A 14,728-nucleotide genomic window follows, 5' to 3' on the forward strand; every position below is an offset into this window, starting at 1 on the left:
GCGCCCGAGAAGATCACGACGATCTACAGGGGGTTCGATGTCGACATTGGTTCCCGTCGCGCGGATTTTGCTCTTGCCAGTGCAGCAATCATCGCCAGCTCCGAAGCCGGCCGCGCGGACGCGGGGCCTGATCTCATCTGGCGCGGATCGGCGCAACAACCTGTGAAGCAGAGTATGGGTCGCGGCCCCGCGCGAATTGCGCACCAGGCCGGGTCGACATCAAGCCCCTCACCCACTCTGCTTCCGTCGCGCGCTCGCCAGCAGCACCAGCATGAAGGACGCAGCGGTCATCAGCGTCGAGATCGCGGCAATGGTAGGGTCGATCTCGTCGCGGAGCGCGGTGAACATGCGCTTGGTCAGCGGCTGATACTGGCCGCCGGAAATAAACAGCGCGACGATGGTCTCGTCCATTGCGGAGATGAAGGCGAAGATGCCGCCGGCCATCACGCTCGACTTGATCTGCGGTAGCGTCACCGCAAAGAAGCTGCGCAGCCGGTTCATGCCGAGGCTACGCGCTACCATCTCCTGCGCCGGGTCGAAGCTCTGCAAGCCCGCCAGCACCGAGATGACGACATAAGGCAATCCCAGCATCACATTCGCCAGTACCAAGCCCGGCAGGGTCGCCACCAGGCCGACCTTGGCATAGACGAAGAAGATGCCGACCGCGGTGATGATGATGGGCACCACGAGCGGCAGCAGCAGCGCCATATGGATGACGCGCATGATGCGCAGCTTCGACTGGCTGATGGCATAGGCGGCGGCGACGCCGCATGGCGTTGCAATCAGAACGGTGAGGAAAGCGACCGTCAACGTCACCTGCGTCGCCTGCATCCAGGCGGGATTGGCCAGATATTGTTGATACCAGCGCAGCGAGAAGGACGGCGGCGGGAAGGTCAGGAAGCGCGCGCTGGAGAACGAGATCGGTGCGATGATCAGCACGGGAAGGATCAGATAGACCAGCACCAGCGTGCTGATCGCATAGAGGGCGATACGCGCGGGCGACAGTCGCATCATTTCTGCCCCAACACGCGATCGAGCGAGATGAAGCGGCTGACGACGAAAAAGATCGCGAGCACGCTGAGCAGCAGCACCACCGCGACCGCGCTCGCCGCGCCGAACTGGTTGTAGAGTTCGACATTGCGGCTCACCAGCATCGATACCATCACGGTGCGGCCGCCGCCAAGCAGCTCCGGCGTGATGTAGAAGCCCAGACAGAGCACGAACACCATGGTGCAGCCGGCCAGCACACCCGGCAGCGACAGCGGCAGGAAGACGCGGAAGAAGGTCAGCGACGGGCTTGCCCCGAGGCTGGTGCCGGCCTGCATGAGATCGCCGGGGATCTTCTGCATGGTGGCGTAGAGCGGCAGCACCATGAACGGCAGCAGGATGTGCACGGTCGCGACCACCGTACCGAAGGTGTTGTGGACCAGTGCCAGCGGCTCGGAGATCACGTCGAGATAGCGCAGGAATTGATTGATCACCCCGGTGCGCTGGAGCAGCGCCAGCCAGGCATAGGCGCGCACCAGCACTGACGTCCAGAATGGCAGGACAACCAGCGACAGGATCAGGATGCTCCACCCCTTCGGCACCGAATTGGCGAGGTAGGCGACGGGATAGCCGAGCAACAGCGCGATCGCTGTGACCGCGAGGCTGATCTCGAAAGTTAGCGCGAAGCTGCGCCAGTAGATGTCCTCGGTAAAGAGGCGGCGATAATTCTCCAGCGTAAAGCCGTCATGGTAGATCGACTGCCAAGCCAGCCAGCCGACCGGCAGCACGATCAAAGCAAGGATCACCAGCAGTGCCGGCGAGACCAGCGCCAGCATCAGGCCGTGCTCGCGGCGCTGATGCTCTTGTGATGAATCTGGCACTGACATCGTCAACGCGGCTCGCTCACTTCTGCATGAACGACGCCCAGCGCTTCTCGGCGGCCTCGCCTGCGGGCGAGGACCACCAGGCGTAGGACATCAGCGCCTGCTTGGCAGCGTTCGCGGGTTCGCTCGGCAATTGCGCGGCGCGCTCGGGCTTGATCACGCTGGTCTCGAACGCCTTGGGATTGCCCGGGCCATAATCGATATTGAGCGGCAGATTGGCTTGGTGCACTGGATCGACCGCCTCGTTGAGGAACTTTATGGCTGTGTCGAGGTTCGGCGCGCCCTTGAGAATGCAGAGCGAGGTGCTCTGCAAAATGCCCTGGTTGTAGGTGAAGGTGACTTTTGCGCCCTCCTTGGCGACCGCGCTGACGCGGCCGTTCCAGGCCATTTCCATGTCGACCTCGCCGTCGTTGAGCAGCTGCGCCGACTGCGCGCCTGAGGTCCACCAGACCGTAACGTTCGGTTTGATTTCTTCCAGCTTCTTGAACGCGCGATCGACATCGAGCGGGTAGAGCTTGTCAGGCGCGACGCCGTCGGCCATCAGCGCTGCCTCAAGCGTTGCGATCGGATGGTTGCGCAGCGCCCGGCGGCCGGGGAATTTCTTGACGTCCCAGAAATCGGCCCAACTGTTCGGCGCGTCCTTCGGGAAGGCCTTCTGGCTGTAGGCGAGAACACTGGAATAGAATTCGTAGGACACTGAATAGGGACTGCGATAGGCCTCGGGCATGGCCGCCGCGTTCGGGATTTTGGAGAAGTCCAGCTTCTCGATGAGCCCCTGCTCGCCGCCGCGCAGGCAATAGCCGGTAGGGGTGTCGACGACATCCCAGATCGGCTTGCCGCTGCCGACCTGCGTCTTGATCGCGGGCCAGGCGTCCGGAATGGAATCCTGATTGATGGTGATGCCGAGCTTCTTGGCCGAAGGATCGAGAATCGCCACCGTCTGCGCCTGCTGATAGGCGCCGCCCTGCGAGACGAAGGTGATCTGCTCGGCGGCATCAGCCGTATTGGTCAACCCCACGGCCGCTAGCAGCACAATACCCAATCCCAAATTCTGCTTCGTCATCATGCTCGCCTCCTCCAAATGATCTCACCGACCGATCGCATCGAGAAATTGATACCAGCCGGCGACCATGCGCACCGCGGGCTCGCGCAGCGGATAGAACGGAATGGCCTTCATGCGGCTGACGTCGAGCAGTCCCATGTCGGGGCTCTCGCCGCGGACGTATGCGGCGAGATACCGGCCCATCAGACTCGACATCGCAACTCCGGCGCCGTTGTAGCCCATCGAGACCAGCGTGCGGTCGTCGAGCCGACCGATATGCGGCACCGAGTCCAGCGTCATCGCAACGAGGCCCGACCATTTGTAGGCAAGCGTGACGTCGGCAAGATCCGGGAAAATGCCGACCATCGCCCTGCGTAGCGCGTCGAAGGCTGATTGCGAGTCCTGCTTGCCGAAGGCGCCGCGGCCGCCAAAAACGACCCTGTTATCAACCATGCGGAACCAGCGCATCATGCGCTTGGTCTCGGTGTAGGTCCGCCCCGTCGGCATCAGCTTGCCGGCGAGATTGCGCGGCAGCTTTTCGGTCGCAATGAGAGCGCTGCGGAACGGAATCAGCGTGCGCTGCATCTTCGCGGTCGCGCCGGTCAGATCGGAATAGCTGTTGGTGGCGATGATCGCCTGCCTGGCGCGTACCGCGCCTTGCGGCGTCTCGGCGATGATGCCGTCCTTGTCCCGCCGGAGTTTGGTCACAGGCGATTCCTGGAAGATCGGAACGCCGCGGCGTGCGACGCCGTCGGCGAGGCCGCGCAGATAGTTCAGCGGATGGATACCGCCCGAACCGGGATTGAGCACGCCGCCGACGAAGTTATCGGAGCCTGTCTCGTCGCGCACGCCACGCTTATCGAGGATGCGGACCTCGGCAGATCCCATCTCGCGCGTCATCCAGTTGGCTTCGTCAATCGCAGCTTTCAGGGTCGTTTCGTTGTGCGCGGCCCTGACCTGGCCGGTGCGCGTCAGGTTCGCGCTGGTGATGCCGAATTCCGAAACCAGCTCCTCGACCATGTCGGTCGACTCATGCGCGATCTCGTACATGCGCTTGGCCATGGCGCGGCCGTGCACGGCGTCGATCTCGCGGAACGACAGGCGAAATTTTGCGGTGATCACGCCGCCATTGCGCCCGCTGGCGCCCCAGCCGGGACGATTGGCTTCGAGCACGATGGGCGCGAGCCCGCTCTTGGCGATGTGGTGGGCAGCGGAGAGGCCGGTATAGCCCGCACCGATGATCACCACATCCGCCTGTTGCTCTCCCGACAGCACGGCAAGATCGCGCGCCGGCTCCGCCGTGGCTTCCCACAGCGAGTTGGCCGATGGCAGCGCGCGCCAATCCCGTGTCATGCTGCTCATCCTTGTGCGGGGCCAACCGCGGCGTCGGCCAGCGCTTTCAGCGTCGGGAAGTGGAAGTCCGGTTTTGTCAATGTTTCGACGGCCGGCGTGCCGCCGAAGCCGGCGACGCCCTGGCGACGCTCGATCCAGCACACCTTGTAGCCGAGTTTTCGCGCGATGCCGATGTCGTGGTATTGGCTCTGCGCGACGTGCAAGATGTCGGACTGCTTGTAGCCGAACGCGGACTGGCGGCCTTTGTTATAGGCAAAGAACTCCGGATTGGGTTTGGCGACCCCGGTGTCGTCTGCGCAGACGGTATCGTCGAAGGGATTGCCGAGCGCGTGCGCGTAGCAGGAGAGTGCGACGCGATCGGCGTTTGTCATCGCCACCAACCGGAATTTCGTGCGCAGGCGCTTGAGCGCCTCGACCGAATCTGCGAATGGCCCCCAGCGCAGCACCGAGAGCTGGAACACGTCACAGGACGCATCATCAGCCGGAAGTCCGAGCTCGGTCGCGAGATGACGATAGACGTGGAACATCACTTCGCTCGAGCGCTCGTAATGCTTGTCGCGGCCGCGCTTGTAGGGTTCGAAGATCTGCTCGTCGGTGAACTCGGCCGCTTTCTTGCCTCCGATCTTGCGCACGGCTTCGAGCACGCCGGTCTCGAAATCGATCAAGGTGCCGACGACGTCGAAGGTGAGGACCTTGAAATTGCTGAACGCTGCTTGGGTCGACATGTGGTTTTCTCTCAGGCTGGACGGGGCTTGGATTCAGTCCACCCGGGGCACGACGATGGTGTCTTCAGGGTGAAGGGTGACGGTGAGGCTGCCGCCGAGCGGCGGAATGCGGCTGTAGGCCTGATGGTAGCTCGGCTGGCGCAGGCTGAGCGCGATGCCGTCGGCAAGCGCGAGGAAGATGCGCAGGCTTTCGCCCTGATAGACGATGTCGGTGACCGTGCCGGTCAGCCGATTGCAGGCGGCATCCTGAGCGCCGTCGTCGATGAGCAGCTTCTCGCTGTGCACGGCGAGCATCAGCGCGTCGCCGTCGGGAATGGCGCGAGCACTGCGCAGCAGTGCGTTTCCGAGCGCGACGCTCGAGGCATCGACGCGGCGAACCGGTAGCATCGTCGCCTCACCGATGAAGCTTGCGACGAAGGAATCGGCGGGATGGTCGTGCAGGCGCGCAGGCGCGTCGATCTGGATCAGGCGGCCGTCCTTCATGACGGCGACGCGGTCGCTCATGGTCAGCGCCTCGCGCTGGTCATGGGTGACATAGATGATGGTCGCCCCGATCCGCCTGTGCAGCGCGCGCAGCTCGATCTGCATTGATTCGCGCAGCTGCTTGTCCAGCGCGGAGAGCGGCTCGTCCATCAGGATGAGCTGTGGCTCGAAGATCATGGCGCGCGCGAGCGCCACGCGCTGACGCTGGCCGCCGGAGAGCTGCGCGATGCCCCGCTCCTCGTAACCGGCAAGCCCCACCATCGACAGCGCCGCACGCACCTTGTCGGGCCAGCTCGCCTTCGGCAGGCGACGCGCGCGCAACGGAAAGGCGACGTTCTCGCCCACGCTCATATGCGGAAACAGCGCATAGTTCTGGAAGACGACGCCGATGTCGCGCTTGTGCGGCGGCATGTAGGTGACGTCGCTGCCACCGAACAGGATGGTGCCTGATGTCGGCAGGATGAAGCCGCCCAGAATGCCGAGCAGCGTGGTCTTGCCGGAGCCGGAGGGGCCGAGCAGCGAGACGAATTCGCCGGCGCCGACGTTGAGGGACACGTCATGGAGTGCGCGAACGGGGCCGTACGCCTTGCTCGCGGATCTGACCTCGACGCTTTCCGCTCGTTTGTCCAACGATCGACCTCGTCCATCCCTGGCAATGGCGTGCCTCGCGGCGCGCCATAAGCTTGCATTATAGACAGGGTTTTGCAGCACCCGCTGGCGCGGCGTGCGCTGCACCAAACATTCGCTCGCAAAGCCTGCCTTCAGGCTGTCGGGTCAATGACACCAGAGTTGGCAAAATCCGGCAATTGCCAAATTCTCACGAGCATCATAACATGAAGTTATGCCTGAGCTTCGCCGCATGCTGCCCTCCAGCAACGCCCTGTTCGTCTTCGACGCAGCGGCGCGCAATGGCAGCTTCACGGCTGCAGCCGCCGAATTGAACGTGACGCAGCCTGCGGTGAGCCGCATGCTCGGACAATTCGAGGAGCATCTCGGCGTCCGCCTGTTCGACCGCAAGGCTGGCCGCGCGGTGCTCACCGAGGAAGGCGAACTGCTCTATCGCCGCGTGCTCGAAGGCTTTCGCAGCATCGAAACCGGCCTTGTCGAGATCGAGCGGCGCCGCAAGGGCACGGAGACGGTGACGCTGTCGGTCTCCTCCGCCTTCACCACGCACTGGTTGATGCCGCGCATCGACAAGCTCCAGAAGCAATTTCCGCAGGTCGACCTGCGCTTCCAGCTCATTTCAGGCGCGCTGCGCGGGCCGGTGGAGAACGTCGATCTCGGCATGCGCTTTCGCGATCGCGAGGAGCCATCGTCCGGCGGCACGCTGGTGATGAAGGAAGTAATGCTGCCGATGTGCAGCCCTGGATATCTCGGCGAGACCGACCCTGCGGAGGGCAACACGATCATTCGCCTCGCCGAGACGCCTGGCGACTGGGCCGCGGATTACGCGTCGCTGCTCACCGGCCGCCGCGGCGCGGCCAAGGCGCTGAGCTTCACCGACTATGCCGTCGTGGTGCAGGCCGCGCTGCTCGGCCAGGGCATCGCACTCGGCTGGCTGACGGTCGCCTCGCATTGGCTGCTCACCGGCGCGCTGGTGCCGGCCTCCGACCGGCTCACCACCACCCGCCGCGTCTGCGAATTCCTGCCACCGCGCAACCGCCCGATGCGCCCGATCGCCGCCGCGATCCGCGACTGGATCACCGATCAGATGCGAAGCGAGATCGCCGCGATCGACAGGCTCTATCCGAAGCTCGGCGCGATGGCGGCGTGTTATTGAGACAATAGAGCTTCGCGCTCTAGCTATGCTCGATCGCCCGGATCGCGCCTCGCAGTTCGGCGAGGCCGCGGAGCCGGCCGATTGCGGTGTAGCCGGGATTGGTGCGCTTGGTGGCGACGAGATCGTCGAGCATGCGATGGCCATGATCGGGGCGAAATACAATTTCTTTATCCGCTGACCGCCGCGCGTTCTCCTTCAACAGCGCCTTCAATACCGCGACCATATCGACGTCGCCGTCGAGATGATCGGACTCATGGAACGACAGTCCATCCGCCTCGCGCTTGGTTGCGCGCAGATGCGCGAAGGCGATACGGGGGCCGAAGCGTTCCGCCATGGCAGGCAGATCGTTCTCGGCGCGCACGCCGAGCGAGCCCGTGCACAGGCAGATGCCGTTGGCTTTTGACGGCACGGCGTCGAACAGCGCCTGGTAGTCCTCAGCCGTGGAAGCGATGCGCGGCAGGCCGAACAGCGGACGCGGCGGATCGTCCGGGTGCAGCGTCAGCGAGACGCCGAGCTGCTCGGCCACCGGCGCCACGCGCGCCAGGAATTCGGCGAGATGCTGCCGCAGGATTCTTGGCGTGATGTCGCGATAGGCGTCCAGCTTGTCGCGGAATTCGGGAATGGTCATCGGCTCGGTGGTCGAGCCCGGCAATGCGCTGGCAATGGCCATGATGAGATAGTCGATATCGGCCTGGCTCATCCGGTCGAACAGCTTTTTGGCACGCGCCTGCTGCGCGGGCGAATAGTCCTGCACGGCGGCCGGGCGCTTCAGGATATGCAGCTCGAACGCCGCAAACCGCTCCTGGTCGAAACGCAGGGCGCGAGCGCCGTTCGGCAGCTCCCATTCGAGATCCGTGCGGCACCAGTCGACCACAGGCATGAAATTGTAGCAGACGATCTTGATGCCTGACGCGGCCACCGCCTCCAGGCTCGCGATCCAAGCATCGATCGACCTCGTCGCCTTCCCGCCGAGCCGCTTGACGTCATCGGGGATCGGAATCGATTCCACCACCGACCAGGTCAGTTGCGAGCGGCCGGGCTGGCCGTTCTCGATGAAGTTCTTGCGCTCCTCGACCGCCTTTCGTGTCCAGGCCTCGCCAATCGGCACCTGATGCAGCGCCGAGACGATATCGCTCGCCCCTGCCTGCCTCACGTCGTCGAGCGAGACCGGATCGTCGGGCCCATACCAGCGCCAGCCTTCGCGCATCATTGGCTCTCTCCAATCAATTGGCGGTCAGCACGACCTTGACGCTCTGCGAGCGATCGAGCGCCAGACGCAGCGCGTCCGGTGCCGTCGCGAGCGGTCGCTCGGCGGTGACCAGCGACAGCACATCGACGCTGCCGAACCCGATCAGTTCCACCGCCGTCATGAATTCGAGCCCGAAGCGGAACGAGCCGCGCAGGTCGATCTCCTTTGCCATCACCGCATTCGACGGCGTAAGAATCTGGCCGCCCGGCAGATTGCCGATCTGCACCACGACGCCGCCGCGCCTGACAATGCCGATCGCGCTGGCGAGACCCGCCGCCGTACCTGAGACCTCGAACGCAACGTCATACGGACGCGACGCGGCCTCGGCCTTCAGACCTTCGTCGCCGCCCGAGACGTTCTCTACGCGGGAAGCGCCGAGCCGGGTTGCGAACGCCAGCGGAGCCGGCGCGATGTCGGCCACCGTGATATCGGACATGCCCGCACGGTGCGCGGCGAGCATGGTCAGAAGCCCGATCGGCCCGGCACCAAAGATGATGCCGCGCTTGCCCTGGATGTTGCCGGCGCGCGCGACCGCGTGCAGGCATACTGCCAGCGGTTCGGCCAAGGCTGCGGCCTGATAAGGGACATGATCCGGAATCCTCACGCACTGCGCCGGGACCGCGTCAAAGTAATTGGCAAAGCCACCCTGCATGTGCGGCGTCTTCGATGCAGAGCCCATGAAGTAGATGTTTTCGCAGAGATTTTGCCGGCCGTCACGGCAGGCGCCGCAATGGCCGCACCAGCGCGACGGGTTGACAGCGACGCGGTCGCCGACCTTCAAATTGGCCGCCGAACCGGCGATCTCGACGACCTCGCCCGAGATCTCGTGACCGAGCACCAGCGGCGACTTCACCACGAAATCGCCTGTCCGGGCGTGGCGGAAGTAATGCATGTCCGAGCCACAGATGCCACCGGCACCGAACTTTATGCGCACCATGCCATCCGCGAGCTTGTCGAGCGGGTGCTCGATCATGCGCAGATCTTCGGGACCGAACAGGGTTGCGGCGAGCGAGGTCGAGGTCATTTGGAAAATCCTATTGCGTCTGCAGCTTCGTTCACTCGCCGTAGAGACGAGCGGTCTAATCTCATCGCCGCCGCGCGCTGCCGCTCTTGGCCTGCACGTCGGACGGTCGTTTTGGCTTCGTTGGCTCAGCCCCGGATCGTGCCGCCCGCTTGCGCGCCGCCGGCACTCCTGCTGATGTTTCGGCACCAAAATTCTGCGCAAAGCGCTCCTGCGAATGCGCGAGGTGATCGCGCATGGCATCGCGCGCTGCTTTGGGCTGGCCCGCTGCTATGGCATCGCGCACAGCCCGGTGCTCGTCGAGGGCCGCGCGCCACGTCGTCGGATTTTCGAAATAGCGCGCAAGCTGCGCGAAATAGGGATTGAGACGCTGGTCGAACAGCTCGCCGACCACGCGCACCAACACGGCGTTGCCGACGCATCCGGCGATCGCGACATGGAAGGCGCGGTCGTGGACCATCGACGCTTCACCGGGGTACACGACGTTTTCCATCGCGACGAGCGCTGCGTCGATGCGTGCGATGTCGTCCTTCGTCGCCACGCGTGCGGCCTGCCCGGCGATCGCGCTCTCGAGGAATTCGCGGGCGCGCAACAGCTCGAACGGGCCTTCGATGACGGCGGACGGCGCCGGGGTAGCGTCATCGGAATCCGTGACATAGATGCCGGATCCGACGCGGATGCGGACACGACCCTCGACCTCGAGCGCGATCAGGGCTTCGCGCACTGTCGGCCGCGAGATCTTCAGCTGCTCGGCGAGCTCGCGCTCGGTCGGCAAGCGGCTGCCGACCGCGTATTCGCCGCTGTCGATCAGGCTTCGCAATTGATCGGCGACCTGGCGATAGAGCCGTCTCGCCTCCACAGCTTCCAGCGGCACGCTGGCCTCCCCGAAAAGGTCCCACCGGTTGGCGGGTCGCCAATTTTGGAAATTGGTCTGACCAATTGACCGGAGCATTGACCGAGGAGGGCCGCCATGTCAAGCAGCGGCCAAACACAGGGAGAGACGACCATGCGGTTGGACCGCGCCAATCTCGACCGGCTGCCGGCGGCCGTCCGCCGCCCGGCCTATGACCGTTCGCGCGTCACCCCCGGCATCGTGCATCTCGGCCTCGGAGCGTTTCATCGTGCGCATCAGGCCGTCGTCATCGACGATTGTCTTGCCGCGGGCACGACATCCTGGGGCATCGTTGGCGCGAGCCTGCGCAGCCCCGATACGCGGGATGCTCTCGCCCCGCAGGATCATCTCTATACGGTCGCCGTGCGTGCCGCCGAAGGCACCGAGCACCGCATCGTCGGCGCGCTGCTCGACAGCGTGGTCGCGCGCGAGAAGCCGGCCGCGCTGGTCGGGCGGATGGCCGATCCCGCGATCCGCATCGTCTCGCTCACGGTCACCGAAAAGGGCTATTGCCACACGCCGCAGACCGGCGATCTCGACGAGCGGCATCCTGACGTCGTGCACGACCTCAACAATCTCGATGCGCCGCGCTCGGCGCCTGGCTTCATCGTGGCGGCGCTGGCGCGCCGGCGGGCGCTGGGCGTTCAACCGTTCACGGTGCTGTGCTGCGACAATCTCGCCGCGAACGGCCACACCGTGCAGCGGATCGTGACGCAATTCGCCGCGCTCCGCTCCAAGGATCTCGGCAAGTGGATCGCCGATACGGCCACCTTCCCCTGCACCATGGTCGACCGCATCGTGCCGGAGACGCAGGAGACCGACCGCGATGCGGTCACCGCGGCTCTCGGGATGCGTGACGCCTGGCCTGTCATCACCGAGCCATTCACGCAATGGGTGGTCGAGGATCGTTTTGCGGCAGGCCGGCCCGATCTCGCCGCCGCCGGCGTCGCGCTCGTCGCCGACGTCAAGCCGTTCGAAGTGATGAAGCTGCGGCTGCTCAATGCCAGCCATTCGGCGCTCGCCTATCTCGGCTATCTCGCCGGTTACGAGACCATCGCCGATACGATGCAGAATTCGCATTTCGCGCGCCTCGCTGCGCGGGTGATGGAAGATGCCGCAGTGACGCTGACGATGCCCGCCGGCACCGATCTCGCCGCCTATCGCACCTCGCTGCTCGAGCGCTTCGCCAATTCGGCGCTGCGTCATCGCACCTGGCAGATCGCGATGGACGGCTCGCAAAAACTGCCGCAGCGCCTGCTCGGCGCGATGCAGGATCGCCTCGCCAGGAATCTGCCGATCGCGACCCACGCACTCGCGGTGGCCGGCTGGATGCGCTACGTCACCGCAACGGACGAGCAAGGCCGCGCCATCGACGTGCGCGATCCCCTCGCCGCCGAGCTTGCTGGCCTGGCGCGCGAGGCCGGTCCGGTGGCCGAACGGCTCGCGCCGGCATTGCTGGGCGTCACAAAGGTGTTCGGGCCGTTCGGGGCTGAGCCGCGGCTGCGCGAGGCCGTGATCGCGGCGCTCGGCCGGCTTTATGCGCAAGGTGCGCAGCACGCGGTGGAGACGCTGGTTCCGGCGTGATCACAAAGTGGGCAGCAATGCTGCATTGCGTTCAAAGTCGTACAGAAGTCGCGCTTGATTTTTGCCGGCCATTGGCTCACGCGGGAGGCATGGCAAAGGACAGCAAGGTCATCGCCGCGAACGCGGCTTTTTACACCGCCTTCTCGACGGGCGATTTTGACGGCATGAAGCAGATGTGGGCGGATGACGACGCCATTTCCTGCATTCATCCCGGCTGGCCCGCGATCATCGGCCACGCCACCGTGATCGGCAGCTGGCGCGACATCCTGCAAAATCCGGAACGCCCGCAGATCGTCTGCGCCGAGCCGCAGGCGATCGTCGACGGTGACAGCGCCCGCGTGCTCTGCATCGAGATCGTCGACGGCACTGCGCTCGCCGCCGCCAACCACTTTCGCCGTGTCGGCGATGGCTGGAGGCTGGTGCATCACCAGTCGAGCCCGATCGCGCAGATTGTTGAGCAAGCCGAGGACGATAGAGCGAGCCACCGGGTGCACTGATCTGCGGTGAAGACTCCTGACAGGAGTGAGCATCGCCCGAATCGCAATAGCTTTTGTCAAAAATCTCTGACGAGCGAGCGACGCGCTGACAGCGCGGACGGGAGCTCCGACCTGCACGGGAGACGCATGCGGCTCTTCATCCTCGGCCTTGGCTACAGCGCCCGGCATTTCGTCCGCAGGTTCGGCGGCAGCTTCTCGCATGTCGCCGGCACGGTACGCGATCCCGCCGAGCGAGACGACCTGGCCGGCATCGAGCTGCACGGTTTTTCCGGCAGCCGTCCGGCTGATGCGACGGTCGACCGTCTCCGCGAGGCAGATGTCCTTCTGACCTCCATCCCGCCCGGCAGCACCGGCGATCCCGCCCTCGCGGTGCTCGGCGATGCGCTCGCGACAAGCAGCCGCAAGATCGTCTATCTCTCCACCATCGGCGTCTACGGCGATCACGCCGGCGGCTGGGTCGACGAGAGCACGCCGCCGCAGTCTTCCCTCGATCGCGCGCGGATGCGCGTCGCAGTGGAGCAGGCCTGGATGGCGACGGCGCACGGCGATGTCGCGATCCTCCGTCTTGCCGGCATCTACGGTCCCGGCCGCAACGCGCTGGTAACGCTGCGCAGCGGGACGGCGAGACGCATCATCAAGCCCGGCCAAATCTTCAACCGCATCCATGTCGATGACATCGCAAGCGCGATCATGGCCGCGATCCGGCATCAGGACGGCGGCACCTGGAACGTCTGCGACGACGAACCCGCGCCGCCGCAGGACGTGATCACCTATGCCGCGCAGCTCATGGGCGTCGCGCCGCCCGCTGAAGAGGCCTTTGCAACCGCGGAGATGTCGGCGATGGCGCGCAGCTTCTATGCCAGCAGCGCCCGCGTCTCCAATGCGAGATTGAAGCGCGAGCTTGGTGTCGCGCTCGTCTACCCGACCTATCGGCACGGCCTCGATGCACTGTGGCATGATGGCGAGGCAAAGCTTGCGCCCTGAGACAAAAGGGCGGCCGATGGGCCGCCCTTTGGAATTCTGCATCAGCTCAACACGCCATATTTCCTGAACCAGGCTTGCGCCTGCTTCCAGCCATCCTCCGCAGCGTCCTTGCGGTAGCTGCCGCGATAGTCGGCATGGAAGCCGTGGGGCGCGTCCGGATAGATCTTGAATTCGGCCGTTTTCTTGTTCTGCTCGAGCGCCGCCTTGAGCTGCTCGACCTGCGCCACGGGAATGCCGGTGTCGGCGCCGCCATAGAGGCCAAGCACCGGCGCCTTCATCTCGGGCGCGAGCTGCAGCGGACCCCTCGACGTCGGCTGTCACGGTGGTTTCAATGCTCAATGGTCGATCCTTCCTGATGAGTGCCCAATGTCTTGCCCTGATCCTTCAGGCGACGCATTCGCCAATAATTGACAGCGAAACGCAAATCACCAGGGTGCGAGCTTTCGCCACGGTCAGACCTTGCGAGTCCTGGCCGGCGCCCACTCCAGCATCAGGCTCATCGCGAGAAGCCCGACGCATGTCGCGGCCAACTCACCACGAGCTGCCGCCGGCGCGCTGAGGGCCGAGGCATGGCACGCAATGCGTCCCATGGGGGCGTCACGGCAAGCTCCTCCAGTTCGCATCTTGAATCTCAGACACGCTTACGCGCTCTCGCGGCTCATTTCGCCCGAGCTTTGCTTGGTCACTCCACCCTCTTCGTCCAAGAGGGTGCAGGGAAGACCGGGTGCCGACCTCGCACCCGCGGTCCGCTGCGCGAGATGTAGCGCAGGAAAAGACCGCACAGCAGCATACAGGTGGTGCCGATCACTCGGCCTTCCCTGCGCGATGGGTTGACGGCTTATGCCGTGCTCTCCCGGGAGCCGAATTCCTTCTGGCCTCCCTCGCCCCGCGAATTGGCGATGCACTTCACCCGGTTGGGCTCCTTGCACCTCCGCGACAGGCTTGACCGTAGCGACGACGGCCGGAACCACACGGTTTTGCCGTACGCGCGCTCGCCTGATGCCACAGGGTCTCGCGGCAGTGTGCACACGCGCCGCAAGAATGTTGGCGAGACGAACATCACAGCGCCGTTCGTCCGCACGCGGTTTCGGGCTCACAGGGACTACCCGCCCTGCCCGCACCTCTCGTGCCGACGCTGCCGCGTCCACCGCATCCCCGGCCGCAATTCGTGACGACGTACGATCGCCCCTCAAGGATGAGCCCGGGATGGGCGACACATACGCTATTTCCGAATTTCGGTAAAGGGG

General features: G+C 64.8%; 13 protein-coding genes and 1 pseudogene. 4 read left to right on the top strand and 10 right to left on the bottom strand.

Going from position 1 to position 14,728, the window contains the following annotated elements; genetic code table 11:
- Positions 1-228: 228 nt before the first annotated feature.
- From ACVIIW_RS02160 to ACVIIW_RS02185, 6 genes are all read right to left on the bottom strand, one after another.
- Positions 229-1,014 carry an ABC transporter permease gene (locus ACVIIW_RS02160; protein WP_456699234.1) on the bottom strand — a complete coding sequence of 262 codons (786 nt, stop codon included), beginning with the start codon at positions 1,012-1,014 and terminating at the stop codon, positions 229-231.
- A complete protein-coding gene (locus tag ACVIIW_RS02165) occupies positions 1,011-1,823 on the bottom strand; it encodes an ABC transporter permease (RefSeq protein WP_456705064.1) in 813 nt (270 codons plus the stop codon). The genes ACVIIW_RS02160 and ACVIIW_RS02165 overlap by 4 nt, the downstream gene beginning before the upstream one ends.
- A gap of 67 nt (positions 1,824-1,890) precedes the next feature.
- A complete protein-coding gene (locus ACVIIW_RS02170; protein ID WP_456699235.1) occupies positions 1,891-2,937 on the bottom strand; it encodes an ABC transporter substrate-binding protein in 1,047 nt (348 codons plus the stop codon).
- A 21-nt stretch (positions 2,938-2,958) separates the two neighbouring features.
- Positions 2,959-4,266, bottom strand: a complete 1,308-nt coding sequence (locus ACVIIW_RS02175; protein WP_456699236.1) for an NAD(P)/FAD-dependent oxidoreductase — start codon at positions 4,264-4,266, stop codon at positions 2,959-2,961.
- Positions 4,267-4,271: 5 nt separating this feature from the next.
- Positions 4,272-4,991: an HAD family hydrolase gene (locus tag ACVIIW_RS02180; protein WP_456699237.1), complete on the bottom strand. Its 720-nt coding sequence runs from the start codon at positions 4,989-4,991 to the stop codon at positions 4,272-4,274.
- A gap of 33 nt (positions 4,992-5,024) precedes the next feature.
- A complete protein-coding gene (locus ACVIIW_RS02185) occupies positions 5,025-6,104 on the bottom strand; it encodes an ABC transporter ATP-binding protein (protein WP_456699238.1) in 1,080 nt (359 codons plus the stop codon).
- A gap of 211 nt (positions 6,105-6,315) precedes the next feature.
- On the opposite strand from ACVIIW_RS02185, the gene ACVIIW_RS02190 reads away from it, so the two are divergent.
- Positions 6,316-7,254, top strand: coding sequence for a LysR family transcriptional regulator (locus tag ACVIIW_RS02190; RefSeq protein WP_456699239.1), 939 nt, complete (start codon positions 6,316-6,318; stop codon positions 7,252-7,254).
- 19 nt (positions 7,255-7,273) lie between these two features.
- On the opposite strand, the gene uxuA is transcribed toward ACVIIW_RS02190, so the two are convergent.
- From uxuA to ACVIIW_RS02205, 3 genes are all read right to left on the bottom strand, one after another.
- Positions 7,274-8,464, bottom strand: coding sequence for a mannonate dehydratase (gene uxuA / locus ACVIIW_RS02195; protein ID WP_456699240.1), 1,191 nt, complete (start codon positions 8,462-8,464; stop codon positions 7,274-7,276).
- Between the two features lie 13 nt (positions 8,465-8,477).
- Entirely contained in the window at positions 8,478-9,527 is a 1,050-nt protein-coding gene (locus ACVIIW_RS02200) for an L-idonate 5-dehydrogenase (protein ID WP_456699241.1), read from the bottom strand.
- Positions 9,528-9,588: 61 nt separating this feature from the next.
- Positions 9,589-10,398, bottom strand: coding sequence for a FadR/GntR family transcriptional regulator (locus ACVIIW_RS02205; RefSeq protein WP_456699242.1), 810 nt, complete (start codon positions 10,396-10,398; stop codon positions 9,589-9,591).
- Positions 10,399-10,530: 132 nt separating this feature from the next.
- Here ACVIIW_RS02205 and ACVIIW_RS02210 point away from each other — a divergent pair, with 132 nt between their 5' ends.
- The 3 genes from ACVIIW_RS02210 to ACVIIW_RS02220 all read left to right on the top strand — a co-directional run bounded on the left by ACVIIW_RS02210 (position 10,531) and on the right by ACVIIW_RS02220 (position 13,481).
- Entirely contained in the window at positions 10,531-12,000 is a 1,470-nt protein-coding gene (locus tag ACVIIW_RS02210) for a mannitol dehydrogenase family protein (RefSeq protein ID WP_456699243.1), read from the top strand.
- Between the two features lie 89 nt (positions 12,001-12,089).
- On the top strand, positions 12,090-12,497 hold the full coding sequence (locus tag ACVIIW_RS02215; protein WP_092239955.1) for a nuclear transport factor 2 family protein: 408 nt from the start codon (positions 12,090-12,092) through the stop codon (positions 12,495-12,497).
- A 126-nt stretch (positions 12,498-12,623) separates the two neighbouring features.
- Positions 12,624-13,481: an SDR family oxidoreductase gene (locus ACVIIW_RS02220; protein ID WP_456699244.1), complete on the top strand. Its 858-nt coding sequence runs from the start codon at positions 12,624-12,626 to the stop codon at positions 13,479-13,481.
- 41 nt (positions 13,482-13,522) lie between these two features.
- Here the strand turns inward: ACVIIW_RS02220 and ACVIIW_RS02225 are convergent.
- Positions 13,523-13,786 (bottom strand): annotated as a pseudogene (locus ACVIIW_RS02225) (dienelactone hydrolase family protein); the annotation flags it as partial.
- Positions 13,787-14,728: the final 942 nt, after the last annotated feature.

The organism is Bradyrhizobium sp. USDA 4449, assembly GCF_054056275.1.

Excerpts from the sequence above, each read along its gene's own strand:
- ACVIIW_RS02160 (WP_456699234.1), bottom strand. The coding sequence starts at position 1,014 with ATGATGCGACTGTCGCCCGCGCGTATCGCCCTCTATGCGATCAGCACG.
- ACVIIW_RS02215 (WP_092239955.1), top strand. The coding sequence starts at position 12,090 with ATGGCAAAGGACAGCAAGGTCATCGCCGCGAACGCGGCTTTTTACACC.
- ACVIIW_RS02170 (WP_456699235.1), bottom strand. The coding sequence starts at position 2,937 with ATGATGACGAAGCAGAATTTGGGATTGGGTATTGTGCTGCTAGCGGCC.
- ACVIIW_RS02220 (WP_456699244.1), top strand. The coding sequence starts at position 12,624 with ATGCGGCTCTTCATCCTCGGCCTTGGCTACAGCGCCCGGCATTTCGTC.
- ACVIIW_RS02210 (WP_456699243.1), top strand. The coding sequence starts at position 10,531 with ATGCGGTTGGACCGCGCCAATCTCGACCGGCTGCCGGCGGCCGTCCGC.
- ACVIIW_RS02190 (WP_456699239.1), top strand. The coding sequence starts at position 6,316 with ATGCCTGAGCTTCGCCGCATGCTGCCCTCCAGCAACGCCCTGTTCGTC.
- uxuA (WP_456699240.1), bottom strand. The coding sequence starts at position 8,464 with ATGATGCGCGAAGGCTGGCGCTGGTATGGGCCCGACGATCCGGTCTCG.
- ACVIIW_RS02165 (WP_456705064.1), bottom strand. The coding sequence starts at position 1,823 with ATGCTGGCGCTGGTCTCGCCGGCACTGCTGGTGATCCTTGCTTTGATC.
- ACVIIW_RS02200 (WP_456699241.1), bottom strand. The coding sequence starts at position 9,527 with ATGACCTCGACCTCGCTCGCCGCAACCCTGTTCGGTCCCGAAGATCTG.
- ACVIIW_RS02175 (WP_456699236.1), bottom strand. The coding sequence starts at position 4,266 with ATGACACGGGATTGGCGCGCGCTGCCATCGGCCAACTCGCTGTGGGAA.
- ACVIIW_RS02180 (WP_456699237.1), bottom strand. The coding sequence starts at position 4,991 with ATGTCGACCCAAGCAGCGTTCAGCAATTTCAAGGTCCTCACCTTCGAC.